This is a genomic window from Aquisalimonas sp. (assembly GCF_007120195.1).
GTDB lineage: Bacteria > Pseudomonadota > Gammaproteobacteria > Nitrococcales > Aquisalimonadaceae > Aquisalimonas.
Genome location: NZ_SKOG01000064.1, coordinates 1 through 24,648 on the forward strand (window position 1 = coordinate 1; position 24,648 = coordinate 24,648).

Sequence of the window (24,648 nt, forward strand, 5' to 3'; positions counted from 1 at the left end):
CACCGTTCGCGTCATGGGGCGCGTGTGGATCGGGCAGCGTCCCCTCGCCCCGGCGATTGACCGCGGCGAGATCCGCGTGCACGGCCGGGTCGATCTCGCCCGCAGCCTCCCCAGGTGGATGATGCTGTCCGTGATCACCGAGGAGGCAACGCGGCAGCAGGCCAGGTTAGTGCCTGCGTAGCCCGGCTCATTCCGTTATATTTTACGAACGCATTGTCCGGGACTTCCCCGCTACGCTGTTCCATGGGGCTTTCCCCCTCTCCGGGGGCCGCTTTGGAGAAGCACCTGACAGGTGCGGTCATCCCGCTGTCAGCGACGCACGAACATGCGCCAGAGAATCGACATCATTCGCTCCCGGGACGGCGTCAGGCTTGCTTGTGCACAGTCCGGCACTGGCCCGCCCCTGGTGCGCGCGGCAACCTGGATGACTCATACCGAATATGACTGGCACGGCCCGGTCTGGCAGCACTGGCTTCGCTTTCTCTCCAGCCGCCATCGGTTGATCCGTTACGACCAGCGCGGCTCCGGGCTCTCGGATCGACAGCCCGAGGATGTCAGTTTCGAGGACTGCACCACCGACCTGGAGAGCGTAGTCGACGCACTTGGGCTGCAACGGTTTGCACTGTTCGGAATGTCCCACGGAGCGGCGGTGGCAGCCGAGTATGCCGCACGGCATCCGCAGCGCGTCGAGCGGCTGCTGCTGTACGGCGGGTTCGCCGCCGGCTGGCATTACGGTCAGGAGGCCGACCGCCGGATCTGGACCGCCCTTCACGACTTGGCGGCGCTGGGTTGGGACGTTGGCCATCCCGCCTTCCGTGACATTTTCGGACGCCTTTTCGCACCCGAGAGCAGCGCTACACAGCGCGAGTGGTTCGCCGACGTGGCCCGGCGGACGACCTCAGGAGTGAATGCGGCGGCGACCATCCGGATGCTTGGCGCCCTGAACGTCCTCTCGCGGCTCGAGTACGTACGCTGCCCGACGCTCGTCATCCACGCGGAACGGGATGCAGTCGTGCCCCTCAAAGCGGCGCGCGCGCTGGCGAGTGGCATTCCCGGCGCCGAACTCGCAACCCTTGACAGTTGCAACCACATCCTTCTGGAAGAGCCCTTCTTCCCCAGGAAGAATGCAACCACTGCCTCATGCGGCGCTGCCGCTCTCTGCGCAGCATGGTAATGGAAACCACCCACGGAGGAGGATCCGCCATGAACACACTGAAACTGGCACTCGCCCTGAGCCTGTTCCCGATGCTGACCACCGGCCAGTTACACGCCAAAGAGATGAGCACCGTCACGGGAGCAAACGGTGTGGACCTTGCCGTCTACGAGTCGGGCAACCCGGAAGGGCCCGCCATCCTCTTCATTCACGGCTTCACCGTTAACTCCCTGGCCTGGGAACCACAGTACTCAGTATAGCTCGCGGAGCATTTCCGGCTTGTCGCCGTGGACCTACGCGGACACGGTGGGTCTGATAAGCCCCTGGAGCCCGAACAGTATGCGGCACCAGAGCTCTGGACTACGGACATCGACGCGGTCATTCACGCCATGGAGCTGGAGAATCCAGCGCTGGTCGGCTGGTCCATGGCTGGCTCGATCATTGCCGATTACGTGCACCGGTACGGTGACGAGGACATCGGCGCCCTGGCATTCGTCGGCGCCTTCACGAGCCGCGAGACAGCCGAAGGGCAAGGCGTGATTCACGACGAGGCGCTCACTCAGTTTCGCGGCATGGCCTCGCACGACCCCCGGACCAACATCACATCGACCCGCACCTTCGTCGACATGCTAACGGCCGATGACCTGGACCGTGAGCGGTTCGCGACCATATTCGGCAGCTCCATGATGGTGCCACCCGAAGTGCGCGGGGCCATTCTCGGCCGCGAGCGACAGGACAGCTACGCCGCACTGGCCGACGTTCAGACCCCCGCGCTCGTCGTGCATGGAACCGAAGACCAGATCGTGCGGCTGGAAGCCTCCGAGTACACCGCCTAGATACTCCCAAGTGCCGAGCTGCGAGTCTACGAAGGGATCGGCCACACACCGCAACTGGAAGCCGCCGACCAATTCAACCAAGACCTGAGGGCGTTCCTGCAGCGAACGTTCGCGACCACTTCAAATTAGTCCTGTAGCCCGGCAAGCCGGCCCGGGACCAACCAAACGGCCCCGCGCGATCCTGCGGGGCCGTTGTCTCGTCCTGCAAACACGGCCATGGATCGGTTCAGAATCTGAACCAGACAGATCACCCTCCCAACGTTTAGGCTGCTGAGGGTAGGCGGGTCACCGTGACAAGTCACGCCGCACGAGGCCCGCCGTCAGCTCGCAGAGGCCTCGTAGCGGACCCTAGAACGGGTTCCCCAAATGCCCCGAACCTGGGGATGTGTGCATGGATGAAAGACGGCAAAGGCGGGCATGCATCATCGGCGCCGGTGTCGCCGGACTGGTGACCGCGAAGGTGGTCAAAAACGACGGATTCCACGTCAGCATCTTCGAGAAGAACGCCACCGTTGGCGGTGTCTGGGCGCCGACACGTGCATATCCCGGACTTCGAACCAACAACCCGCGTGAGACCTACGCCTTCTCCGACTTCCCCTACCCCGAGACAACCGGCGACTTTCCGACCGCTTCGCAAGTGATGGACGACCTCGCATCCTACGCGGAGCATTTCCGGCTGACGCCGCATCTCCACCTCGACACAGAGATCCTCTCGGTCTCCCGCACGGCTGCCAAGAGTAATGCACCACATGCGGGCTTCGAGGTCCGATCCCGGCGTGTGTACGCTTCAGCGGACGAGACAAGACAACATTTCGATTTCGTCGTGATTTGCAATGGCGTTTTCTCGGTGCCGCGACTACCGCAGATCGATGGCATCCAGCGCTTCGCCGGGCCGGTGCTGCACTCAAGCCAGATACGCAAGCCCGACGTGCTTCGGGGGCAACGTGTCGTCGTTGTCGGCGCGGGGAAATCGGCGCTCGACTGTGCGAGCTTCGCAGCAAAGGAGGGCACATCATCCACCCTGGTGTTCCGGTCGCCGCACTGGATGCTGCCGCGATACATCGGCCGCGTCCGCGTCGACCGGTTTGCCTTCCTCCGAGTCTCTGTAGCGCCGTACTACCCGCCGTATCATGCGGTGGGCCGGACGGAGCGGGCCTTGCGCGCTGTAGCGGCACCTCTGCTGTGGCTCGGGCGCAAGGCAGCAAGCCGGCTTGTCGTTCGCCTCAGCGGCATGCCCGCCGTGATGGTGCCGGACTACCCACACGTTGCGGGCGCATAGGCAGCATAAACCACCTTTTCGGTGGCTCGCAGCGGGTACTCTTGCCTGATCGGCGTCGGCACCTGCCGTGGGCAGGCCGCTCCGGCTCGCCCATCAGCATGCAGACCGGCATCACGGCCCCGAAGTCGCCCCAGCGACAGCCTCGCCGGCGCACTTCTTGCCCTGCCGCCGCTTTTCCGGACAAGCGACGCCGTTGCCGCGCCGCTGGCGGCACAGCCCAAACGACGTCAGCGTGGGCTCACCCCGTATCGTCGAACTGCCCCCGCGCCAGCCGGCGAAGGCAACATGATCGCATTTTTGCGAAGTCGTCTTGCGGCTCACGGTATCAGACTAAGTGGCTTGCGAAGGGCAGCACGACGAAGCTCGGATGACAGCAGCGCATCGCCTTCGAGGCCCAGCTGGAGCTAGCCGCAAACCTCGGCCTGCCCGTGTTCCTGCACGGGCGCGACGCCCACCACGACTTCGCCCAGATCGATCCTGCGACGCTGGCGCGATCGGGTGCCGGCCGCCGTGGTGCTCGGCGAATACGCGGCCACGCTCCGTGACGAGAGTCCCGAAGGCCTCGCCGCCCACACCACCGCCACGGCCCGCACCTTCTACTACCTCCCCGAAACCACTGAGGCCTGACGCCATCCAACCGAGGGCAAAAGGCAAGGTCCGACCCCATGCCCTTGGTCATGCCCTCGTGGCCTAGGTTGACTCTGAGGCCCGTTCATGCGCGGCCTTGAGCGGTCTGTTCTACTCGTCGTGGTCCTACTCGTCGTGGTCCGCCGGATGCCTGAGAACGATCTCTGTCCGGATGTCGTCTCCACCATAGACCGTGACGACGAACTCGCCGGCGGGGATTTGTTCCGCGCGGGAGAATTCTTCGTTCTTGGGCGTATCCTCCGAGCTGGCCTCGATCGGTTCTTGCTGGCCATCCCAGTCGATCGAGTAGCCGAGTACCTTGTTCGGATCGCCATCGTCGAGTTCAAAGACCAGTACCTGGTTGAAGGAGGACAACTCGAAACGCCACTCCCCTTCTCCCGAGACCATCTCGTCGGCGATCACGTGGGTCTCACCCTCGGTGATATCGAAAGCGTCGCCGGCTGCGGGGGCCTCGTCGTCGCTCGCGGTGACTCCTCCGAGCCAGATGAAGATCAGGACCGCGGGGCCAAGCGTTCGCAACACTCGATACGTCATGGTTTCACTCCTCCCGTTCGCAAAGACATCTGCGGATAGGGCACGTCTCGCCATGGGTACCCACATCAACGCTCGAATTCAAGTTGCCAATCGGGCCGCGTCCAGCTGCCCGAACGGCCGATGCTCCAACCTCCGGACAAGAAAAGCGAGTCAACCTGCCGCCAGCAATTCGGTTCCCGCCCCCAATTCGCGTCGGCTTTACAAGCGCGCCCTTGACGAAAACCCGTTCCGTTACTGGACTCCAGAGGAGGTCGCTTTCGCCGCATGGTGGCGAGTTCGATTGATGCGACCCCTCTCCACCCGCGTGCAGTGAAATCATTTCATGGTTTTAACCCCAGACTTTGTCCGCGCGGCGGCCTGCGCTTTGCCCCTTGACCTTGCCCTAGTCCGCCTGCAACAGTCCAAACGGAGACGAGGCCGCCAGCTCGGCGGACGACGAGCGGGGCGAGGGCAACCCCCAAGCGTCGACTGCGACGTTTCCCGGTGCCGAGTTCCATCTCCACCGGGTCGAATGCCGCGAGCAGTTCGAACACGAGCCGTCGAAATCGTGGGCATCGCCGAGGATCCTCGCCCCGCCGCAGGCCTGGCAGGTGTCATCGGGTACATCCCTGTACCCGACCGTCTCGCGGCAGTCCGCGGCTGTGCAAATCGGCACGCCAGCCGATTTGTCGATCTCGATGCCGACCAAATCGCCTGGAGCGATTTGGAACCGCCGCGGGCTGGCCCGAAGGGCGGAGGGCAGGACGCCCGGGGTAACATGACGTGCGGCGTGCCGTCTCGCTACGGCGTCTTCAGCTGGTAACGCACGTTGCCGTTCGGATGCTCGACGTTCACCCCGTCGAGGAACAGCATGTGGAAGTCAACGATGAGGTTGAGCGCGCTGCCGAAGCGCTGGATCAGGGTGACCGCGCCGGTCTGGGCCGTGTTACGTGAGAACCCCGCCTTCTTGATCAGGTGCGTGGCGATGCAGCGATAAACGATGCCTCGCACCCGGTCCATCACGGCAGGGCGGCTGGCGAACAGGAAACGCAACGGGTACGGGACGCTCGGCACCCACTGCCGAACCGGCTGTTCGGGAAATACCTCATCGACCAGCAGCGCCGCACTCTCGGCCATGCGCCGGGCGCCGGTGCTGGGTCAAAAGCCGCGCTTCTCGGAGCTGAAAGCAACTGCTCGGCATGGCAACTGTCGCAGCGCACCCGTAGAAAACCGTGGTCGAGACGCCCGCACTTGAGGTAGTCCTCGAACTCTCGTTCAACATACCCGGGGAGATACGTGCCCTGCGCCGCCAGATGCGCCTTGAACGCCAGGTAATACTCCTCGACAAGTTGAGAAAGTAGGGCCCGCTCCGGGCGGTGGCGCACATATGGCGGCGCGCCGCCACCCAAACTGGCTTCCCTGCCAGCCGGCGAAGGCAACATGATCGCATCCTTGCGAAGTCGTCCTGCGGCTCAGGGTATCAGGCTGAGTGGCTTGCGAAGGGCAGCACGACGAAGCTCGCCATATGACTGTCTCCCTGGCCCGGCGCCTGGGACCGGAGCTGCGTATCAACACAGTCCGCCCGGGTTTCGTTGAGACCGGACGGTTCAAGGCGGGCCTGAAAACCACGAGAAGCAGCGTGACGGGTACGCCACCGCCAGCACCTTGCACCCTCTCGGGATGTGATCCAGCACCAGGGCGTAGCCGAGACAGTAACCTCGCTGCTCACCGGGGCGGGCAAGACCACTGGCGAGACTATCCTGGTGGATGCCCGCATCCGCCAGGGCCCGGCGGGACGGTGATACCACTGGACCAATCCGACAGAGCCAGGCGCAGCCCCCGATAGCCACAGCTACAATCAACCCAGACGATAAAAAATGGATACGCCATGTACTACGACGCCATTACGCGGCACGGATTCACGGGCCGGATCATGCTACGGACCCTGACTGTCACTGGCGCCTCGTTGATGCTCGTCGCCTGCGCCGGACCGCCATATGGGGACTATGGGGCGGCGTCGGACCAGGAGCGGCACGAGCTCACCGGCACCATCGTGTCCATCGATCCCCAGGAGCGGGCCTGGTACGTGGATCATAAGGAGATACCGGGCTACATGGACGCCATGGTCATGGCATTCCCGGTACCTGAAAAGTACTGGACCGACGATTTGGCCGTAGACCAGAACATAGGTGCCATCATGGTGGCGGACGACGAGGGCTACTGGCTGGAGGACGTGGAGATCCTGGCGGACTGACCAGTCTCCGGGTCGTAGCTGACCCAGCCATCCTTCTGCGCCCTAGCCCGCGCCGCCCCGGGGAACGGACTGCTACCGGTTCACGGCTGCTGCCAGAACCCCTAGCAGGACACTAGATCAAGCACTTGTAGGGCTTGATCTGCGGCCGGACATCCCTGTCCGGCTCTAGCAGGCGTATTTGCTGGCAGATAATGAGGTGTTAATCTGCTCGGGCAGACGCCTAGGGGGGAAAGGTGGACGGCTATGGGGGACAACACCGCGGTGACTAAGCGGGCACGGGCACTCGTCGTCGGAATTCTGTTGGCCGCGTTGGTTGCAATCGCGATCGGCCCGGCCGCGTCGCAGGGGCCGCCCGAAGACGGCGAGCACGAACGGACGGTCACGGTCATGACGCGCAACCTATACCTCGGCGCGAGCCTGTCGCCCCTGTTCGAGGCCGAGACGCCAAATGAGCTCCTGAAAGCCGTCGACGAGGTCTGGAGGCAGGTGCTCGCCACCAACTTCCCCGAGCGCGCCGGCGCGCTCGCCGACGAAATCGCGGACCATCGGCCCGATCTCGTTGGCCTGCAGGAGGTGACCTTGTGGCGGTCCGGACCGATCACCACCACCGAGCAGTATGTCGAGGAGGTCGAGTTCGACTTCCTCGACATATTGCTCGATGCGCTCGCCGACCGCGGGCTCGCCTACGATCCAGTCGCGTCAGTCAACCTGTTGGATGAGCAGCTGGACAACCCGTTGACCGGCCGCGCGCTGCGCATGACCGACCGGGGGGTAGTCCTGGCTCGCGCCGACGTCCGCACCGCCGACCTGAAGCTCGCGAACCCGCAGTCGGGTACGTTCACCACGAGCCTCGAGCTGCCGCTCGTCGACGAGACGATCAGCGTGCCCCGCGGCTGGACGTCGGTGGACGCCAAGGTCCGGGGGAAGCAGTTCCGCTTTCTGAACACGCATCTGGAGGCCTTCGAACCCGAGGTCCGCTTCCCGCAGGCCACCGAGCTCCTCGCCGGGCCCGCCGACACCGACCTGCCGGTCGTGCTCGTCGGCGACGTCAACTCCCCCGGCCCACCGGGGCACACGCCCGGCAAGACGTATGAGCTGCTCACCGATGCGGGCTTCGTCGACGCGTGGACGCTCGACCAGCCGGGTGCGGACGGCTTCACGTGCTGCCACGACCCGGATTTGATGAACGACGAGCCGACCCTCGGGCTCCGGATCGACGTGGCGCTATTCCGCGGGCCGTTCGACGTCGCCGGCACCGCCATTGTCGGCGCCGACCCGGCTGAGCGGACGGCGTCTGGCCTGTGGCCCAGCGACCACGCCGGTGCCATCACGACGCTCTTCATCCCGCCCGACCGGCCCTCGGGACGAGCTGCCCCCGGCCGGTGACCCCTGTTACGGGCATGAACGACGTCGAGCGCTCGCGCATAGGCAGCATAAACCACCTTTTCGGCGGCTCGCAGCGGGTACTCTTGCCTGATCGGCGTCGGTACCTGCCGTCGGCAGGCCGCTCCGGCTCGCCCATCAGCGTGCAGAGCGGCATCACGGCCCCGAAGTCACCCCGGCGACAGCCTCGCCGGCGCACTGCTCCCCCTCCCGCCGCTTTTGTGGACAAGCGACGTCGTTGCCGAGCCGCTGACGGCACAGCCCAAACGACGTCAGCGTGGGCTCACCCCGTCTCGTCGAACAGCCCCCGCTGCGGCGGCGCTCGGCACGGCGGCGGCCTTCGGCTGTGCGAATCGGCACTCCTGCCGATCTGTCGATCTCGATGCCGACCAAATCGCCTGGAGCTATTTGGAACAGCCGCAGGCGGGCCCGAAGGGCGGAGGGCAGGATGCCCGGAGTAATCCGGCGACCTTAACGACCCCGTCATCGAACGGCTCGCCACAGGACGGCAGCCTCTCGAAGCGTGAACACCTTGCGGCCCTGTGCCGCCCGACGGCGATACGGTCGGTGATCGACGAACCCAGGAGCTGCTCCGCCTAACGCCGGTGCGGCCGACGACGAAGGAACAAATCCGTGCCCTGCGCGAGCGGGAGAGCGTGAGCCAGGCCGTCTTCGCCCGGCACCTGAATGTTGCGACGGATCTGGTCAGCCAGTGGGAACGAGGCGATAAGAAGCCGGTGCGCGCATCGCTGAAGCTGCTGACGCTGGTGCACTAAAAGGGTCTCGACGCGATTGCGTGACGGCCGCCCGCTCCGGCTCTTGTTGGGGGTTTACACGGTGATGCTGCGCGACGCCTAGGCCACGACCGTGACGATGCAGTGCAGCGCCTGCTGGGTGGATCGGTTCAATGCCTTCGACTGATGGTGCGGGGCGTGAGGCGGAATGTTCAGCAGCTTTGTCGGGATCCCTGGCTGGTGTTTATCCGCTGCTGAACCGACTCCAGATTCCACCCGCCTCGTGGTCCCACTCAACTCCAACTCGATCACGCCCGTTGGCTTTCGCCTGGTAGAGAGACGCATCGGCGGCTTTCAACAGGGTCTTGCTTGATAACCGAGCCTGATCGTCGAACTGATCGCTGCCCGCAATCCCAAAGCTCGCAGTGACCCGCACCTGTTCCTTGCCATACTTTAGCTCAAGGGCCGCGACCGCCAGACGCATGCGTTCCGCGATGACCCACGCGTCGGTGGACGCCGTGTGCCGCAGAATGATTGCGAACTCTTCGCCGCCATAGCGGCAAACCACGTCGCTTTCCCGCGAGATGTCGTTGAAGACCCCCGCAATACGCTGTATGACGGCGTCGCCGAAGGGGTGACTGTAGGTATCGTTGATGGGCTTGAAGTGATCGATATCCGCCATCAGCAGGGAAATGAGACGGCCACCGCGCTTCAGCAGCGAGATCTCGATTGCCAGCTGATCATTGAAATAGCCCCGATTCCACAGGCCGGTCAGGGCGTCGATCTGCGCCTTGGTCACCAAGAGGTCGTGGTAGCGCTTGGTGCGCAGGGCCGAACGCACCCGGGCCTTGAGCTCCACGGCGTCAAAGGGCTTGGTGACGTAATCCACGGCACCGAGGTCGAAGGCCTGAACCTTGGTGGACAAATCAATGGTGCCGGTGAGGAAAATCACCGGTATTTGTACTAACGCGGCGTCTTCCTTGAGCTGACGGCATAGCGTCATGCCGTCGGTCCCCGGCATATCCAAGTCCAGCAAGACCAGATCGGGCAGCTCCTGGCGGGCCATCTCCAAGCCTTCCGTGGCGTCATAGGCGTGCAAAAAGCTCAGCCTTTCGGAACTGAGCCGGGCGCCGACAAGCTGGTGGATGTCCGCCGAGTCGTCGATAACGAGGACCGATTGCGCCGTTGCCTTGATCATAGTCTGCCCTTCTCCACTAGCCGCTGCGTACCCGGTCACAGAGGCTGGCGAGGCGATTGACGGCGTCATTCACGTCACCGGCCTGAGTCGCCTCGCGTGCCGCCGCTTCAAGCGACTCCGCCTCCCGGCTTATGGGCATGAACCCGTAACCGCCGGCCGCACCTTTGAGCTGGTGCGCAAGACGCTTGAGGTGGTCGAATTCGCCGTCCGCGGCGACTGAACGCATAGCGCGGATTTGCGCGGGTAGGCGTTCCACGAAACCAGCCACCACATCCGCCATATCCGGGTCGTCGGCGTAGCTGCTTTGGAGAGGGCTCGTGCTGTCATCCAGCCCGCTTTCGGAAGCCAGCGCAACGGTTGGGGCCGGCGCCGGAGGGTCGCGCAGCAGGTAAGACTCGACTGCGGCAAGAAGCTCCTGCCGGGCGATGGGTTTGCTGAGGTAATCATTGCAGCCCGCCGCCATGCAGCGTTCGCGCTCGCCAGCCATGGCATGGGCGGTCAGCGCGACAATCGGCCCCGAATATCGCTTGCTGCGAAGCTTGGCCGTGGCGCCGTAGCCGTCCAGCTTCGGCATCTGCATATCCATGAGAATGAGATCGAAGGGCGCGCTGTTGTTGAGAGCCTCCAGCGCGTGCGCGACAGCGTCCTCGCCATTTTCGGCAATTGCGACCTCCAACCCCCGACGGCGAAGGATGGTCGATAACAGCAGCTGATTGTCGACACCGTCCTCGGCCAGGAGAATCCGCCCGTTGAGCCTCCGCGAGGCTTCCGTGGCTTGACCATCGGCCTCCAGCTGATCGGCTGTCACGGACGGCGCGTCGACCATCTCGGCATGCGCGTCGATCGGCTGATAAAGGGTAAACGTGAACGTGCTGCCTTCTCCCGGGGCGCTGCGAACGTGGATCTCTCCACCCAGCACCTCGGCCAGCGACCGGCAGATGGCGAGTCCCAGGCCGCTCCCCCCGTACTGCCGGGTGGTGGACGGATTTGCCTGGTGGAAGGGCTGGAACAGCTCATCGATCTCGGCGTCGCTCAGGCCGATGCCGGTGTCGGTAACGGCAAGCTCAAGCCGGGATGAATCCGTACCTGGGTCAAGGCAGCGCGCGCTCAGCACCACCCCACCCTGCCCCGTGAACTTGATGGCATTACTGAGCAGGTTGAGCAGGATCTGGCGCACCCGCATGGGGTCGCTGTGGATAAGCGCCGGAATAGGCGTCTCGTAGATCAGATCGAACTTCAGGCCCTTGTCGTAGGCGCGCACCTGCATCGCCGAGGCGACCTCGTGCAGTACCTGATGCAACGAGCATTCAACGTACTCGACCTCGAGCTTGTTGGCGTTGATCTTGGATAAATCGAGCACATCGCCGATCAGCGCCAAAAGATGCTCCCCGTTGCGCCGCACCGACTGTATATAGTTGAGCCGGTCGCTTTCAGTGAGCTCCGGCTCCAGCAGCAGGTCGGCGAAACCCAGCACGGCGGACAGCGGCGTGCGGATTTCATGGCTCATGTTGGCCAGGAATTCACTCTTGGCGCGGCTCTTAGCCTCCGCACTCTCACGCGCGTTCCGCTCCTGTTCCGCGCGCTTTATGCCGGTGATGTCGTGAAACACCACAACGGCGCCCACCTGAGTTCCATCCCGGCCCCACAAGGGTCTGGCGCTCACCGAGATATAGCCTTCGGCGGGGCGCGCCGGGGTTCGAATCACCAGCTCTTTGTCATCGATCGACGCCCCCTGCAATGACCGACTGAGCGGCAACTCCGCCGCCGGGCAGGGCGTCACGCCATCGGCAAGGAACAGACCGAACTCCTCGCTCCAGGCCTCGGGGCCCGCGTCTGTCGGCCCCCGCCCCAGCAGATCCCTGGCGGCTTGATTGAAGACGAGGAACCGCCCGTCCATATCGGCCACGACCACGCCCTCGACCATGGCCTCCAGGACAGTGCGCAGTATCGCCTGCTCCCGCAGCGCCTTGAATGTTTCTCCCGCCGGTCTTCCACTGGGAACCAGCGCCTGAAGCTGGGATTCGAGCGCCGTGAGATCGGCGTCCAAGCCCTCAATGGGATCACCGTCGCCGATCGCCCCGCCCGACCCCTCGGGCAGCCAGTTCCGTATACGACGCCGTATGGCGGCGATTCTTGGGTCCGATTGCATCGCGTTTTCCTCAAGCGCAAGCCGCCATGCGCGTTCCGCCGTCCGACAACGGCAAACGCCACCCTGCCTCGTTCATGACGACCCCGTCGCTGCCTGCAGCCGGCGGCCTTTCGGCAGCCTTAAGCGCGTTATCCAGCCCGAATACCCTGCCGAGGTGGCCTACTGGCTGGCAAAGGCGATGCTGCCACGCAGCATCTGAACCTCGTCCACCGACTCCCGACGCCACCCGGGCACAGGTGCACAGTGCCGGTCGGATCCAGCTCAATCTGTGCTCCGTGTCACCAATTGCCGCGACGGCTTATCCCGGCTCCCGCGTCGCACGCATCTGCTCGCGCTGCCTCTTCCTTCTGCCCGACTACGCTGGATCTTTCCGGAAACTGCAGTACTGGAACGCCTGGATCGCGCCAGTGGGTGTCCAGCGTTCTTCGGGCGGTGCCTACTGCGTCCAAAGCGGTAAATCCAACCGCTACCTTTGTTCTTTCAGCCAATGTTTGACAGTCTTCCGGCTTCGCCGTGAAACCATCTGCTGAGTGTTGACGTCCGACGGTTTCAGTCGGACGCCTTGCTCGCCATCCAATAACCGGAATACGCGGGAAGCGGCGATCGGATCATCCTCAGGCCCGTAAATCGCGATCGCTACAATCTCGATGGATGTGACGCTGATCGCATCGAAGTCCAGGCAGTTCTCGTCCTCGGCCATTGGCAACCGACGATACCGACCAATTGTTTTTATGACGTCACGGAACGTGCCTATATCCATGTAGTTGCCTGATTTCACGGGGCCTTGCAAGGTGCCCTGGCCCAGGCCAACGGGCCCCTCTTCACTGACCGGGGGCTTAAAATCGGTAATCGGCGCTGTGAACCGGCCCCGCTCCGTCTCCACGGTGCCGAAAATGTTCTCGATATGGATGGCCTCCTGGCTCATGTTGCTGAGCAGGCAGCGGGAGTCGAGTTCTGTCCCAAGGCCTTGGTTGATCACCAGCTTGGGCCGGCGCTGGCGGCGAAAATTGCTGAGCAGGAGCTGGGCGTAGAAAATCCACACAAACACGGTTGCAAGGCCTATAGCCACGTCGAAGACGTCTGCGTATTCCTCTAGCCACTCCAGCATGAATCAGGCCTTGTTACCGTTGTGAAAAAACCGGTGCGCGGAGATCCCCGCCATTTGGTCACTACGCCGAGCGTGTAATCGGCTGCGCTGTGCGCGAACGCGACTTCGCTGGCACAGGGTCGTGAGGCCGGATAGACATACGATTCCGCGACTTCGGTCAACTTCGAGTCGGCGCTTTTTCCCTTATCCGGGGTGGCCTGGAGTTGTTCGCCAGTCTGGTTTTGCCCGAGCTGCTGAGCCAGGGTCGGCGCCGTACAATAACCCGCGATCTCGTAAAGCTCGATCTGTTGAGCGGCTGCGATCAAACCAGCATCCCGCAACGAGTCGTCGCCTTTGGCCCCGATCATCTCTTCGCCTTTGCTGATCAGGCTCTTCATTGCCTCGCCGGTCTCGCGTTCAGGCTGCTTGCCGAGGCCCATGAAGATCCCGTCAAGCCACTCGATCTGTTTTTCCGAATCTTTCAGGTGGTCATCGAAAAGGCTACAAAGTTTGTCCGAGTTTGCTGCATCAATCGTTTTCTGGAGTGCTTTAGTAAGGCGTTTCTCGGCGTCGTAAAAGTCTTGCAACTGATGCATGAAAAGATCATCCATGGATTCGAAATTCTCTGATCCCATGATTCCCATAATGTAGCGTCCCGCTGATTACTTAAAGACTTTCCAGCGCTTCAACTATTGCTTCCTAAGAGAACTTGAGCATCCGTCATGAAGATGGGTGGCGAGCTCTCTGCTCGAAGGCCCGACCGCGGCGATGCCTCACCTGAACGGCCGCTACAAGACTTACGCCGAGGCCCGGGAATCGTTCCAAGTAAGAAAGCATGTGTATACCGGGAGCCCCCAATTTCCGCACGTCGGCACCCACTTTTTGAACAGGCGGCGGTCATCGTGGGCAGGGAGTTTGGGGCCGACCAGCAAGCGGCGGCAACAAACAACGCTGGTGATCATAAGTGCTGGGGCCTGCGCCGGCCCTGTGACGGGCATCTCGTCTCCTGTGTTGGGTATCGCTTCGCTCAACCTAACCTACGATCTTGTATCGCAGGTTAGAGTATCCGTTTGAATCCCGCGCCCCCGGGTCCGGGCGGCGGCCGTTGAGGCAAGGCCTGCCGCCCACAAGCGACTCATCGCGTACTTAACTCTTCAGGAGTGATTTCGAGTCCCGGGTACCTGACACGAAAACGCCGTTCGGCCTCGCGCAACAGCATGCTGCCCTCGGCCACCTCGCTGTTGCCCTGCTCGATCTGCGCCGCCCCCTTGCGCAGATTCTCCTGGGCCGCCTGGACCATCTTTTCTCCATTCGTGATCTTTCGGTTGCCCGAATCGACCAGTTTCTGGCCACTGTCCCAATCGCCTGCGATCTCGGACTGGAGATCCGCCCGTGCGCGATCGTCGGAGGCATGACCACGCATACGGTCAGCGGCCGTCGGGGAATGGGTTGCGCAGCCGGCAAGCGTCGCCAGGGCGACAGCAACTACCAGACCACGGGGAATACTGAAGTGACTCATGATTGCTTTGCTCCATTCGATACATCAATCGATAATGCTGTAAGCCGGATGGACCAACGCACGAACCATTCGCCACAGGACATTCGGGTGGGGGGCTGCCGTACCGACGCTCGACGTACAGGCCTGATCGGTTCCGGGCTTGCTGCGGGAACATCGGACACGCACTGGCAGATCGGATGCGGACCACCCGCGTCGCGCGCTGGTGATCCGGCGCCAACAACCCTGTATGGAAGTATAGCACTTCCAGCGTAAACTACCGGGTATTTCGTAACCGCATCGCGTGCTATAGAAGGTCAGCCCCCGACGGTCGAGGTACAGGCAGGTCCTGGGAACGCCCGACGCCCGCACCCATGGATCCCGCAACCGCGATGCCGGGATGACCGCTTTCGGGTCGGTAAATCTATTGTCTGGTCGGAATCGGGCAGGTTGAAGTCTCGGCCTCAAGGCCGCGAACAGCGGTTTAGTTCAACGCCTCGGTGCAGGCGCGCGGGGCACAAGCAGTGGTGTGCAACCGAAGGTTATGTGCAATCATTGCCTTCCACCGGAATATCAAAATGCAGCACATCTTCTCGGGTCCCAAGCTTGGTATAAAGGGCAATGGCCGCTTCGTCTTCAACCCCGGTATCGGCTTGCACGAAGATGACGTAGGCTCCACGCGAAGCCGCGATGTGCTTGAGTTCTTGTATCAACGCAGTCGCGATTCCTTGGCGCCTGTGCTCTTCCCTGACAGCCAAATCATAGATATAGATCTCACTGCGCGGCTGCTCAAACTTCTTCAATTCATAAGCAGCGATGCCCCCGACGACCGCACTGCCCTTCAATGCGACAAGTGCGATGAAATAGTCACCGCCGAGCAATCGCCGCATATATCCCGCATCAGGCCGGTTACTGACGTAGGTCTCGACCTCGTCGAACACCTCACCGAAGGTCAGCAACAGCGCATCCATCAGCACCAAGTCATCTGGAGTGAGCTGTCGAATTGTGCAGTCAACTTGCGTCGACACCGTTTCCTCCTGGGCCACAGAACAGGGTTTCTGCTCGCCGGTGCTCGCCCTAGCGTAGCCTTCCCCGTCTGTGTAGGGGATGCCACAAGTGCGTCGCCGAACCCGATGCAAGCTCAGCTACACCGTCCCCATGACCCCGTGTCGTCCACCTACCATCCATTCATAATGACCCGCACTTGGACGCGGATCGAGCAAAAGGCCGCGCCGCCTCAGCGGCTGACGCCGCTGGCTCGCCGTTGCGCCCGTGCAACCAATATGTGACTATCGCTACGCGTCGCATTTGTGCGAACCGTTAGATACCATTGATCCGGAAATCGCCCCCATTCGACGAACCCGTTTGCGCACGATGGAGGCATTCCTGTGATGATGGCGCGCGCGGAGCACATCCCCGCGCCGGCGCAATTGATTCGCCGACGAGGCCGCCGCTCATGCGCGACATGATGGGGTATTATGAAGGCCAGACCCTGTTGCTGACCGGCGCAACGGGTTTCCTCGGCAAGGTGCTGCTCGAAACGATCCTCAGGAACTTGCCTGAGGTGAAGAAGATCTACGTTCTCCTGCGGCCGCGCGGTAACGGCTCGGCCCAGAACGGGTCGTCTTGGGAAGCGCTGCAAGCGCGCATTCTCAACACATCGGCCTTCGAGCGGCTACGCGAGCGCCACGGTCGCGGCTTCGATGCCTTCGCCAAGCAACGCCTCGAGCCAGTCGCCGGCGATCTGTCCCGGCCCGCGCTCGGACTGGAGCCGGCGGTCTACGCGAGGATCCGCGGCGAGGTCGATGTAGTGATCAACAGCGGTGCGCTCGCGGTCTTCGACGCGCCCCTCGATGAGGCGCTGCAATCCAACGCACTGGCACCGCTACGCGCGCTGGAACTGGCTCAGGGAGCCCCGCGCGCACCGCTTTTCGTACACGTCTCCACCTGCTACGTGAACAATGCCGCGGGGCCGGCATTCGAAACGCCGCTAGACCCGCGCACCGCCTCGGCGTCGGCGCCGAGCGGCAACGCGCCGCTCGACGCGGAGCGCGAGGTCGAAGCACTGCTGGAGCAGAGCGAGCAACTGCGCAACGGCTCGCACAGTCTGGAAACAGCTCGCAAACGTCTCGTCGACCACGGTCTACGCCGCGCGCGGGCCTGGGGCTGGAACGACACCTACACGTTCACCAAGGCCCTAGGCGAGCAACTCCTTGAGCGCCATCGCGGCAACGTGCCGACGTTGATCCTGCGGCCCTCCATCATCGAGAGCGCGCTGCGCACACCGGCCCCCGGTTGGATTGACGGCTTTCGGATGATGGATCCGGTCATTGTTGGTATGGGCCGCGGCTTGATCACGGAGTTTCCCGGCAACCCTGATACCGTCTTGGACGTGGTCCCGGTCGACGCCGTGGCCAATGCGCTATTGATGGCCGTCCCGTCGGTGCACAGCCAGAGCGGGCGCGAGATCTTTCATGTGGCCACCGGGATGGAACGCCCGCTGCTGGTCAAGGACTGCCACACGCTGCTGGCAGACTACTTCGAGCGCTACCCGTTGCGGCGCAACGGTGAAAAACGGCGCTTGCCCGACTTCGCCTTCCCCGATCTCGACGACTACTTGCTGCGTTTGGACTATCGCTATCTCTACCCTCTGGCTGCGTTGGAGCCAATGCTCACGCCCCTTGCGCGTACCACCTGGGGCCGGCGCAAGGGCATCGAGGTCAAGGCCCGGCGGAGCCGGCTGCAGCGGCTGCGACACATCGCCGCCACCTATGGCCGCTACGCGGCCGGACGCACACGCTTCGTCAACTTCAATACCAAGGCCCTGTGGGACGGGCTTTCGGAACGCGAACGCGAACTCTTTCCCTTCTGCTTGGAAGGCCTCGACTGGCGGCGTTACCTGCACGAGGTGCACCTGCCAGGTATCGAAAACTATCTGCTACATATGCACCGCACCCAGCCCAAGCCCTTGGACGCGCACGTGCCCCGGCGCGTGACTGCCCGAGAGCGCGCCGGCGGGGACGCGGGCAAGAACGGCGCGCGGTGGGGCAAGGCATCTCAGCTCATCGCGCTAACGCGCAAGGACCCGAGCATAAGCCTGCACGGCTGGCGAGCCCCTGGCTACCTGCGCGCGCTCAAGCGCACCAACTTCGCAATGATGCGCATGGTTGCCAAGCACTACCTGAGATTGCAGTGCAGCGGCTGGCAGCACGTGCCGCAGAAGGGCCCGTTCATCGTGGCCGCCAACCATAGCAGTCACATCGACACGGGCGTGTTGCTCTGCGCGCTCGGCTCCCGCGCCCACAAGGTTCACCCGATCGCCGCCGCCGACTATTGGTTCCGCAACCGAATGCTCAGCTGGGTATTGCATGCGAGCCTCGAAGCGATCCCCTTCGATCGCTGGTCTCGGAACATCCCCAAATCCATCTCGCTCCCCGTCGAGGTGCTGCGCCAGGGTCACTCGCTGATCTTCTACCCCGAGGGCTCGCGTAGCCCCGACGGCGAGATGCAGCCGTTCAAGAACACCGTCGGGTTGCTGGTACTGGCCTCGGGGGCACCGATCTTGCCGGCGTATGTATCGGGCACCCATCAGGCCCTGCCCAAGGGCAAGGCCTTGATGCGACCTCATCCCGTGCGGGTGCATTTCGGGCCGGTGACGCCCGTCGAGCCGTATCTGCAGCGGTTGGAAACCGAGACGGTCTCTAGCGTCACCCGCGGTCTGGCGCAGGACGCGCGGGCCAAGGTGGCAAAGCTCAAAGAATATGACGATGATGAAACCATGCGGGTCTACCGCACTGATAATCCCAGGGCTCCCTGAACCGTCAACACGCAAGGAGCCGCTTTGGCCATCACTCTGACGACTGTGGTCCTGCTCGCAGTGGCCGCTGGTTGGGCAATCGTGCCCTGAGACCGACGGGGACGCACCTTGGAAACCTCCTACGACCCGGCGCCGGGCGAGCGCTTCGAGCATTTGTGGGGTTATCGGGACACGCGCTTCGAGTTCTGTGGCGAGACCACGGTGCGCGTGACCGGCGACCGCTACCCGCTCTCGGGCGCGCCGCTGCCCCACTTCATCCCATTCGCCGAAAAGATCCTCGGCGTGGCGCTGCGCCCGCAGGAGCTGGGCAGCACCAAGGCCCCTCCGACGTTGCCCCTGCCCGAGCGCCACAGCGGGTTTCTCGAAGACCTGGAGCGGCATTTCGACGCCGGGCAAATGAGCGCCGAGGACCACCAGCGCCTGTCCCACAGTCACGGCCAGCTCAGCGTCGACGAGGTCTATCGCATCGTCTCCGGCCGCGCTCCCGAGCGGGTCGTCGATCTTGTCGTCTACCCGGAGAGTGAGGCGCAACTCCTGGAGCTCGTGCGCCTGGCCGACGACCACGGCGTTGTGCTTATCCCCTATGGCGGCGGTACCAACGTCTCCGGGGCTTTGCTCTGCCCGGGGGGGGAGCGGCGCATGGTCGTGTCGGTGAACATGAGCCGCCTGAATCGTATTCTCGAGCTGGACCGGGCGAACAATCGGGCTGTGGTCCAGGCCGGGATCACTGGCAAGGAGCTGGAACAACAATTGGCCGAGGCGGGGCTGACCTGCGGCCATATCCCCGACAGCGTGGAGCTTTCCACCCTCGGCGGCTGGATCGCCACCTATGCCAGCGGCATGAAGCGCAATCGCTACGGGAACATCGAAGACATCGTGCTCGATGCCACACTGATCAGCCCACGCGGCGAGCTGCGGACAGTGCCAGTGAACCCCCGGGCCTCTCTCGGGATCGATCCGCGCCGGTTGCTCTTCGGTAGCGAGGGGTGCCTGGGTGTGATCACCCGCGCGGTCATCCAGGTCCATCCCCTGCCAGCGGTGCGCCGCTATGCTTCGTTCGTGTTCGCCGACCTGTCCGCCGGGCTCGCCTTCCTGCGCGCAGTGCAAGGCAGCGCGGTGCGCCCGGCGAGCATACGCTTGGCCAGCAATATCGAGTTTCGCCTCGGCCAGGCGCTCAAGCGCGAGGAAAGCCGCAGTCAGGCCCTTCTGTCCCGGCTCAAGAGCTTCTACCTGCTGCGGGTCAAGGGCTTCGACCCGCAGCAGCTGGTCGCCGGCACGCTGGTGCTCGAGGGAAGCCCTCAGGAGGTGCGCCACCAATGGCGCGTGCTGGCGCGACTGCTGCGCGACATGGGTGGGGTCTCCGCTGGCGCCGAGGCAGGCCGGCGAGGCTACCAGCTGACCTTCGCCATCGCCTACATCCGCGATTTCCTCAGCCGCTTCGACATTCTTGGCGAGACCTTCGAGACCTCGGCGCTCTGGGATCGTGTGCCGGCGATCACCGACGCGGTGGAGCGAGAGTTGCACGAGCAATGCCGCGCCCACGGTGTCCCCGGACGGCCGTATCTGTCGTTTCGCGTCTCCCAGAGCTATCACACCGGGGCCTGCATCTACTTCACCATGGGTTTCTCGGGGCGTGGCCTGGAGCGCGCCGATGAGATCTACCAACGCATCGAGCATCGCCTGCGGGAGGTCATTCTCGAGCAGGGGGGCTCGCTGTCGCATCATCACGGCATCGGCAAGGTACGCCAAGCATTCGTGCCGCGCGTGCACTCGCCGGAGGCGATCGGCGCCCTGCGGGCGGTCAAACAGCGCTTGGATCCCAACAACGTCTTCGGCGCCGGAAACAACTGCTTCGGGGGCGATTCGTGAGCCGAGCGCCGCAGGCCGAGGCGTTCGCGAACCGGGCGGTGGTGGTCACCGGCGCCTCCTCCGGGCTGGGCGCCTCTTTGGCCGCCGCGCTTGCCGGCGCCGGCGCCAACCTCGCGCTCTCGGGGCGCTGCGAGCAGCGCCTGGAGGCGGTGGCGGCGCGCTGCCGGGAGGCCGGTGGCGAAGCGCTCGTGGTGCCCGGTGACCTCTCGATCCCGGCGTGCGGGGCCGAGCTGGTCTCCACGGCCGTCGCCCGCTTCGGCCGCCTGGACATGCTGCTCGCCTGCGCTGGCATGAGCATGTGGAGCCGCTTCGACGAGCTGCACGACCCGGATGCGCTGCGGCGACTTATGGATGCCAACTACTGGGCGCTGGTACAGCCGAGCTACCATGCCCTGCCCCATCTCAAGAAGAGCGCCGGCATCCTGGTCGCCGTCTCCTCGATCCAGGGCAAGGTGGGCGTCCCGTACCACACCGGCTACGCTGCCTCCAAGCACGCCGTGCAAGGGTTCTGCGATTCGCTGCGCAGCGAGCTGCGCGCTAGCGGCGTAGACGTGCTCACGGTGTTGGTCCATTGGATCCGCGGCACACGGCTGCGCGAGCGCGCCCTGGGCCCGAACGGCCGCGCCCAAGGCGAGCGCGCCGCCCGCCATGGCGCTTCCGCGCTGTCTCTCGAGGTCGCCACGCGGGAGATCCTGCAAGCGGCGGCTCGGCGCAAGCCCCGGCTCTACCTCCCCGCCAAACTGCGCCTGCTGGCGCTGCTGGCAGAACTCTCGCCGCGGCTCGCCGAACGGCTGATCACGCGACACGTCGAGCGCGAGAACGCACGAACGAGCTGAACCGACGCCCTGGAGGCCTGGATACCGGCGAGCGTGACAGGGTCCCGACTCGAACGGGAAGTCCTTGACGAATATTCGCCGCGCCCCCTTGGCAGCCGGCGAACCGCCAAGGGGCAGAGCGCGAGGTGGGCCTTCGTCATGAACCGCCCTGGGCGGACCCGCATGCCCGGTGGTGTCAGGTCGACCACCTTGTATCGCTTTGGCAGGGACCGATGTTGTGTCCGTTGTCTTCGGTTGTTGGCGAATGGCTTAGGAATTCCACGTATATCAATGCCCCAAGACTATCGAATAGCGTGACGATTTTCGCGACCGGGAGCGAGCACCGATGGACCAGCGGTTGGGCGTGAGCTTGTTCGTATTGCGGCTGAGTGTCTTCGTGGTAATGGTCATGTGGAGTATTGACAAGCTGCTCGATCCCGAGGGCTCGGCAAGGATCTTCGAGTCCTTCTACCACATCGGGGGGCTGGAAGCAGGGGCCATGTACGCCATCGGGCTGGCCCAGATCGCCATCGAGATCGCATTCGTGCTCGGAGTCGCCCGGTTCTGGACGTACGGCTTCGTGCTAGTCACCCACGGGATATCGACACTGTCCTCGTGGCAGCAATACCTAAGCCCCTTCGACCACATGATGTTCCTGGCGGCAATACCCATGCTGGCCGCCTGCGTGACGCTGTTCCTCTTGCGTGATCGGGACAACCTCTTCTCGCTTGGACGCTGAAGCGGCCCACATCTTGGCCGCGTTGCTCGCGCGTTGCGAGACCGGTTTTGACCGCGCTCTGCTTTGCTTGCAGCGATCCTTATAGATACTATACAGGGGTATACTACATAACAGCACGAGAGGGGCCGTGGCGCACACAATCAAGGACAAGAAGAAGCTTCTCACGCGCATTCGCCGGGTGCGCGGCCAAACAGAAGCGCTGGAACGAGCCCTTGAGCGCGAGGACGAGTGCACCGCCATCCTCCAGCAGATCGCGGCGATCCGCGGGGCCGTCAATGGGCTGATGGGCAAGGTCTTGGAGGAGCATGTGCGCGAGCACCTCGGCACCGACGATGCGCCCGCGGCACAGCGCAAAGAGGATGTCGAGCAGGTTGTAGCCGCGCTTCACTCCTATCTCAAGTGACACAGCGGGTGTGCAAAGGACGGACGGCTCGATGACAGCGGGACTGATCATTGCGGTCGCCGGCATCGGTTTGCTGCATGGCGTCTTGCCGGACCACGGCTGGCCCATCGCGGCGACGTACGCGCTGCGCCAAAGACGTCGTTACGTCGCGGGCATCGTCGCGGGGCTGATTATCGGTATTGGCCACCTGTTGAGCAGTATCGCCCTCGTCGTCATTTTTGTTTGGATGAGTGACACGTTTGGCTGGGCCGACACCGACTGGCTGAAGATTGGCGCGGGCGTTCTGCTCATCGGGCTCGGCATTCGGGAGTACCGGCACGGTCATCATCCCCATCACCACGACAACGGCCACAGTTCCGGCCACGGCCACAGTGTTCACCCTGTGCACGGTGCCGCGTCGCCAACGACGGGACATTGGATGGGTTGGATCACGTGGATTCGCTCGCGTTGCCAGTTCGGGCCCGCGAGCGAGCGTGGGCTGCCGCAGCTTGCCGCGGTGGCCGTGCTGCTCGGCATCGCCCATGAGGAACCGGTACAGATCCTCGCCATCTGCGCGGGCACCGCTTACTGCCTCGAGCTTATGCTGGTTTATTCTGCGGCGGTGATCGTGGCTATCCTGGTGCCCACACTGCTGCTGATCGCCGGTTACGAGCGCCACCGCGCGACCGTCGAACGGTTTACGCCCCACCTGTCGAAGGTGACTGCCGCACTGCTGATCGGGATTGGAACGCTGTTCATCACCGGGATTCTCTGACCATGGCGCGGCCCCTGCCGACAGCGGCAACGACGATCGCAAGCGGACCCCCACCCTCATGCGAATAGGAGCAACGCAATGACACATCAGGCCACACCGGCAATCGGGGGAATGCACCGTGATGGCTGCGTTCGGGTGGTCCAGTTCGTGCTGGAACGCGTGCCCGGCGGTACGCGCTGCAGCGGCTCGCTGGAAAACGGCCATGCCGAGGTGAGCCACGACTCGGCCGCGGGTGGTAGGCTTCGCAACGCGTGGCATTCTGCGCAAGGTCCACCAACTGGCAGGAACTCGGCATGGATCAAACCAAGCTCGTCGCCCGCCTACCATTCGTACGAGACCGCACGAGGGGCCTTGGTTGGCTACTCCTGGGCGCGTGATGGAGCGAAACGCCGGGCGCGGTCACCACGGGTGTCGGCGGTTTCGTCCTCGCGCTCGCCGCTGCGCTGCTTCTGGAGGATATCGCCAAGGGCGAACGCTGGGCGTTCGTCTCGCTGGTCCTGCTCATCTTCCTCTACGCCGGTGTGAACGCACTTCGCCATCACGCTGTAAACCACGCTCATCAACGGGAAGTGCGCCGGATGGTCCAGACTATCCAGGAGGTTCGGGACGAAGCCTTGCTCATGCCACCTGAACACTTCCTTGACCAGTATCAGCGCAGCCACAAGCGCATTCAGGGTTTCGCCGAGTCAAACGCGGACTTCTGGCTCGCCTCCCCGCTCGAACAGGCGACGCAACGTGAAGATATTGCGCGCTCCATACGCTCCGTCCTCGACATGATGCTCAATCTCGCCTGGATCTGGGACCGGCAGGAAACCGGCAGCGGCTCGCTCTACCGGGCCAACATCATGCGGCGGCGCCCGGCTAGCGAGCTGCACAACGAGGTCGCCGTATTGGAGCACATCGAGCAGGGACTGGGACTGTTCTCCCAGGAGATGCGCGATGACATCTTCGACTATGCGCCAGCCTTCGTGGCCCTGGACCGGGATCTCACGACAAACTCCCTCGTCTTTGAACAACCCGAGCGCGATGACCTGTAGCCCATTGCCTTTCCGGTCTTCGATCACGAAGACGCGTGCTTCATCAACGTTCAAGGGGCGGCAATGGCCGTTGCCACCATGAAGCCATCCTACGCCGACAGCACGGAGGACATTGCCCGGGATATCGATTGGCGGGGCGGCTTCGACGCAAACACCCGGGAGCATTTCCAGGCCTATTACCGGGACAACACCATGGCCCGGAGCCTGCTCTCATTGCCAATCAGCCAGTACGACCCACACGGTGAGCCCCAAGCCATCTTCGGTGTGCTCAGCATCTACGCCAATCGCCAGTCGATTCTTGGCTCCGAACAAAGGGCTTTGCGCTTCGCGATGCTCTGCGGTCCATTGCTCTCAACGCTTGCGACACTTCTGAACAACTACTGGCTGGCGGAGCAGGCCGAGCGCGAGATGCGCCACGACGCGGGAGAATCTTGCGAGCCTCGGCCGAGGACCCCATAATCAACTATGGCGAGGAGGGAGTGCAG

At 63.6% G+C, this 24,648-nt stretch carries 22 protein-coding genes and 4 pseudogenes; 17 read left to right on the forward strand and 9 right to left on the reverse strand.

Annotated elements, in window-relative coordinates:
* The 6 genes and pseudogenes from QZT63_RS05020 to QZT63_RS05045 all read left to right on the forward strand — a co-directional run.
* A pseudogene (locus tag QZT63_RS05020) lies at positions 1 to 181 on the forward strand (transcriptional regulator); the annotation flags it as partial.
* A gap of 144 nt (positions 182 to 325) precedes the next feature.
* Positions 326 to 1,174 (forward strand): alpha/beta fold hydrolase, encoded by an 849-nt coding sequence (locus QZT63_RS05025; protein WP_290649127.1) that lies wholly within the window; start codon positions 326 to 328, stop codon positions 1,172 to 1,174.
* 29 nt (positions 1,175 to 1,203) lie between these two features.
* Positions 1,204 to 1,413: a hypothetical protein gene (locus QZT63_RS05030; RefSeq protein ID WP_290649129.1), complete on the forward strand. Its 210-nt coding sequence runs from the start codon at positions 1,204 to 1,206 to the stop codon at positions 1,411 to 1,413.
* Positions 1,414 to 1,425: 12 nt separating this feature from the next.
* Positions 1,426 to 1,989, forward strand: a pseudogene (locus tag QZT63_RS05035) (alpha/beta fold hydrolase); the annotation flags it as partial.
* 391 nt (positions 1,990 to 2,380) lie between these two features.
* Entirely contained in the window at positions 2,381 to 3,268 is an 888-nt protein-coding gene (locus QZT63_RS05040) for an NAD(P)/FAD-dependent oxidoreductase (RefSeq protein WP_290649131.1), read from the forward strand.
* A 371-nt stretch (positions 3,269 to 3,639) separates the two neighbouring features.
* A pseudogene (locus tag QZT63_RS05045) lies at positions 3,640 to 3,895 on the forward strand (TatD family hydrolase); the annotation flags it as partial.
* A 126-nt stretch (positions 3,896 to 4,021) separates the two neighbouring features.
* Here the strand turns inward: QZT63_RS05045 and QZT63_RS05050 are convergent.
* A complete protein-coding gene (locus QZT63_RS05050; RefSeq protein WP_290649133.1) occupies positions 4,022 to 4,450 on the reverse strand; it encodes a hypothetical protein in 429 nt (142 codons plus the stop codon).
* 783 nt (positions 4,451 to 5,233) lie between these two features.
* Positions 5,234 to 5,871 (reverse strand): annotated as a pseudogene (locus QZT63_RS05055) (transposase zinc-binding domain-containing protein); the annotation flags it as partial.
* Positions 5,872 to 6,317: 446 nt separating this feature from the next.
* Between QZT63_RS05055 and QZT63_RS05060 the strand changes: the two are divergent.
* The 3 genes from QZT63_RS05060 to QZT63_RS05070 all read left to right on the forward strand — a co-directional run bounded on the left by QZT63_RS05060 (position 6,318) and on the right by QZT63_RS05070 (position 8,842).
* Positions 6,318 to 6,683 (forward strand): copper-binding protein, encoded by a 366-nt coding sequence (locus tag QZT63_RS05060; protein WP_290649135.1) that lies wholly within the window; start codon positions 6,318 to 6,320, stop codon positions 6,681 to 6,683.
* A gap of 243 nt (positions 6,684 to 6,926) precedes the next feature.
* Entirely contained in the window at positions 6,927 to 8,069 is a 1,143-nt protein-coding gene (locus QZT63_RS05065) for an endonuclease/exonuclease/phosphatase family protein (protein ID WP_290649137.1), read from the forward strand.
* 539 nt (positions 8,070 to 8,608) lie between these two features.
* Positions 8,609 to 8,842 (forward strand): helix-turn-helix domain-containing protein, encoded by a 234-nt coding sequence (locus QZT63_RS05070; RefSeq protein ID WP_290649139.1) that lies wholly within the window; start codon positions 8,609 to 8,611, stop codon positions 8,840 to 8,842.
* 202 nt (positions 8,843 to 9,044) lie between these two features.
* Here QZT63_RS05070 and QZT63_RS05075 read toward each other — a convergent pair whose 3' ends face one another.
* The 6 genes from QZT63_RS05075 to QZT63_RS05100 all read right to left on the reverse strand — a co-directional run bounded on the left by QZT63_RS05075 (position 9,045) and on the right by QZT63_RS05100 (position 15,700).
* Entirely contained in the window at positions 9,045 to 9,998 is a 954-nt protein-coding gene (locus tag QZT63_RS05075) for a diguanylate cyclase (RefSeq protein ID WP_290649141.1), read from the reverse strand.
* 16 nt (positions 9,999 to 10,014) lie between these two features.
* The gene (locus QZT63_RS05080; RefSeq protein ID WP_290649142.1) at positions 10,015 to 12,147 is read right to left on the reverse strand and encodes an ATP-binding protein; all 2,133 of its coding nucleotides are present in this window, start codon (positions 12,145 to 12,147) and stop codon (positions 10,015 to 10,017) included.
* A 466-nt stretch (positions 12,148 to 12,613) separates the two neighbouring features.
* Positions 12,614 to 13,255, reverse strand: a complete 642-nt coding sequence (locus QZT63_RS05085) for a hypothetical protein (RefSeq protein WP_290649143.1) — start codon at positions 13,253 to 13,255, stop codon at positions 12,614 to 12,616.
* Entirely contained in the window at positions 13,240 to 13,845 is a 606-nt protein-coding gene (locus tag QZT63_RS05090) for a DUF892 family protein (RefSeq protein WP_290649145.1), read from the reverse strand. The genes QZT63_RS05085 and QZT63_RS05090 overlap by 16 nt, the downstream gene beginning before the upstream one ends.
* Positions 13,846 to 14,369: 524 nt before the next feature.
* Positions 14,370 to 14,753: a hypothetical protein gene (locus tag QZT63_RS05095; protein WP_290649147.1), complete on the reverse strand. Its 384-nt coding sequence runs from the start codon at positions 14,751 to 14,753 to the stop codon at positions 14,370 to 14,372.
* 518 nt (positions 14,754 to 15,271) lie between these two features.
* Positions 15,272 to 15,700 carry an AAC(3)-I family aminoglycoside N-acetyltransferase gene (locus QZT63_RS05100; protein WP_366636004.1) on the reverse strand — a complete coding sequence of 143 codons (429 nt, stop codon included), beginning with the start codon at positions 15,698 to 15,700 and terminating at the stop codon, positions 15,272 to 15,274.
* A 485-nt stretch (positions 15,701 to 16,185) separates the two neighbouring features.
* On the opposite strand from QZT63_RS05100, the gene QZT63_RS05105 reads away from it, so the two are divergent.
* From QZT63_RS05105 to QZT63_RS05130, 6 genes are all read left to right on the forward strand, one after another.
* Positions 16,186 to 18,546, forward strand: a complete 2,361-nt coding sequence (locus QZT63_RS05105; protein ID WP_290649150.1) for an SDR family oxidoreductase — start codon at positions 16,186 to 16,188, stop codon at positions 18,544 to 18,546.
* Between the two features lie 108 nt (positions 18,547 to 18,654).
* Positions 18,655 to 20,415 (forward strand): FAD-binding oxidoreductase, encoded by a 1,761-nt coding sequence (locus QZT63_RS05110; RefSeq protein ID WP_290649152.1) that lies wholly within the window; start codon positions 18,655 to 18,657, stop codon positions 20,413 to 20,415.
* Entirely contained in the window at positions 20,412 to 21,251 is an 840-nt protein-coding gene (locus QZT63_RS05115) for an SDR family oxidoreductase (protein ID WP_290649154.1), read from the forward strand. Before QZT63_RS05110 ends, QZT63_RS05115 begins: the two co-directional genes overlap by 4 nt.
* Positions 21,252 to 21,576: 325 nt before the next feature.
* Positions 21,577 to 21,969, forward strand: coding sequence for a hypothetical protein (locus tag QZT63_RS05120; protein ID WP_290649155.1), 393 nt, complete (start codon positions 21,577 to 21,579; stop codon positions 21,967 to 21,969).
* A 127-nt stretch (positions 21,970 to 22,096) separates the two neighbouring features.
* The gene (locus tag QZT63_RS05125; RefSeq protein ID WP_290649157.1) at positions 22,097 to 22,372 is read left to right on the forward strand and encodes a metal/formaldehyde-sensitive transcriptional repressor; all 276 of its coding nucleotides are present in this window, start codon (positions 22,097 to 22,099) and stop codon (positions 22,370 to 22,372) included.
* 31 nt (positions 22,373 to 22,403) lie between these two features.
* The gene (locus QZT63_RS05130; protein WP_290649159.1) at positions 22,404 to 23,126 is read left to right on the forward strand and encodes a hypothetical protein; all 723 of its coding nucleotides are present in this window, start codon (positions 22,404 to 22,406) and stop codon (positions 23,124 to 23,126) included.
* A gap of 359 nt (positions 23,127 to 23,485) precedes the next feature.
* On the opposite strand, the gene QZT63_RS05135 is transcribed toward QZT63_RS05130, so the two are convergent.
* Positions 23,486 to 23,686 (reverse strand): hypothetical protein, encoded by a 201-nt coding sequence (locus QZT63_RS05135; RefSeq protein ID WP_290649161.1) that lies wholly within the window; start codon positions 23,684 to 23,686, stop codon positions 23,486 to 23,488.
* An 18-nt stretch (positions 23,687 to 23,704) separates the two neighbouring features.
* Here QZT63_RS05135 and QZT63_RS05140 point away from each other — a divergent pair, with 18 nt between their 5' ends.
* Positions 23,705 to 24,163: a hypothetical protein gene (locus QZT63_RS05140; RefSeq protein ID WP_290649163.1), complete on the forward strand. Its 459-nt coding sequence runs from the start codon at positions 23,705 to 23,707 to the stop codon at positions 24,161 to 24,163.
* 63 nt (positions 24,164 to 24,226) lie between these two features.
* On the forward strand, positions 24,227 to 24,622 hold the full coding sequence (locus tag QZT63_RS05145) for a hypothetical protein (RefSeq protein WP_290649165.1): 396 nt from the start codon (positions 24,227 to 24,229) through the stop codon (positions 24,620 to 24,622).
* The last annotated feature ends 26 nt before the right edge of the window (positions 24,623 to 24,648 follow it).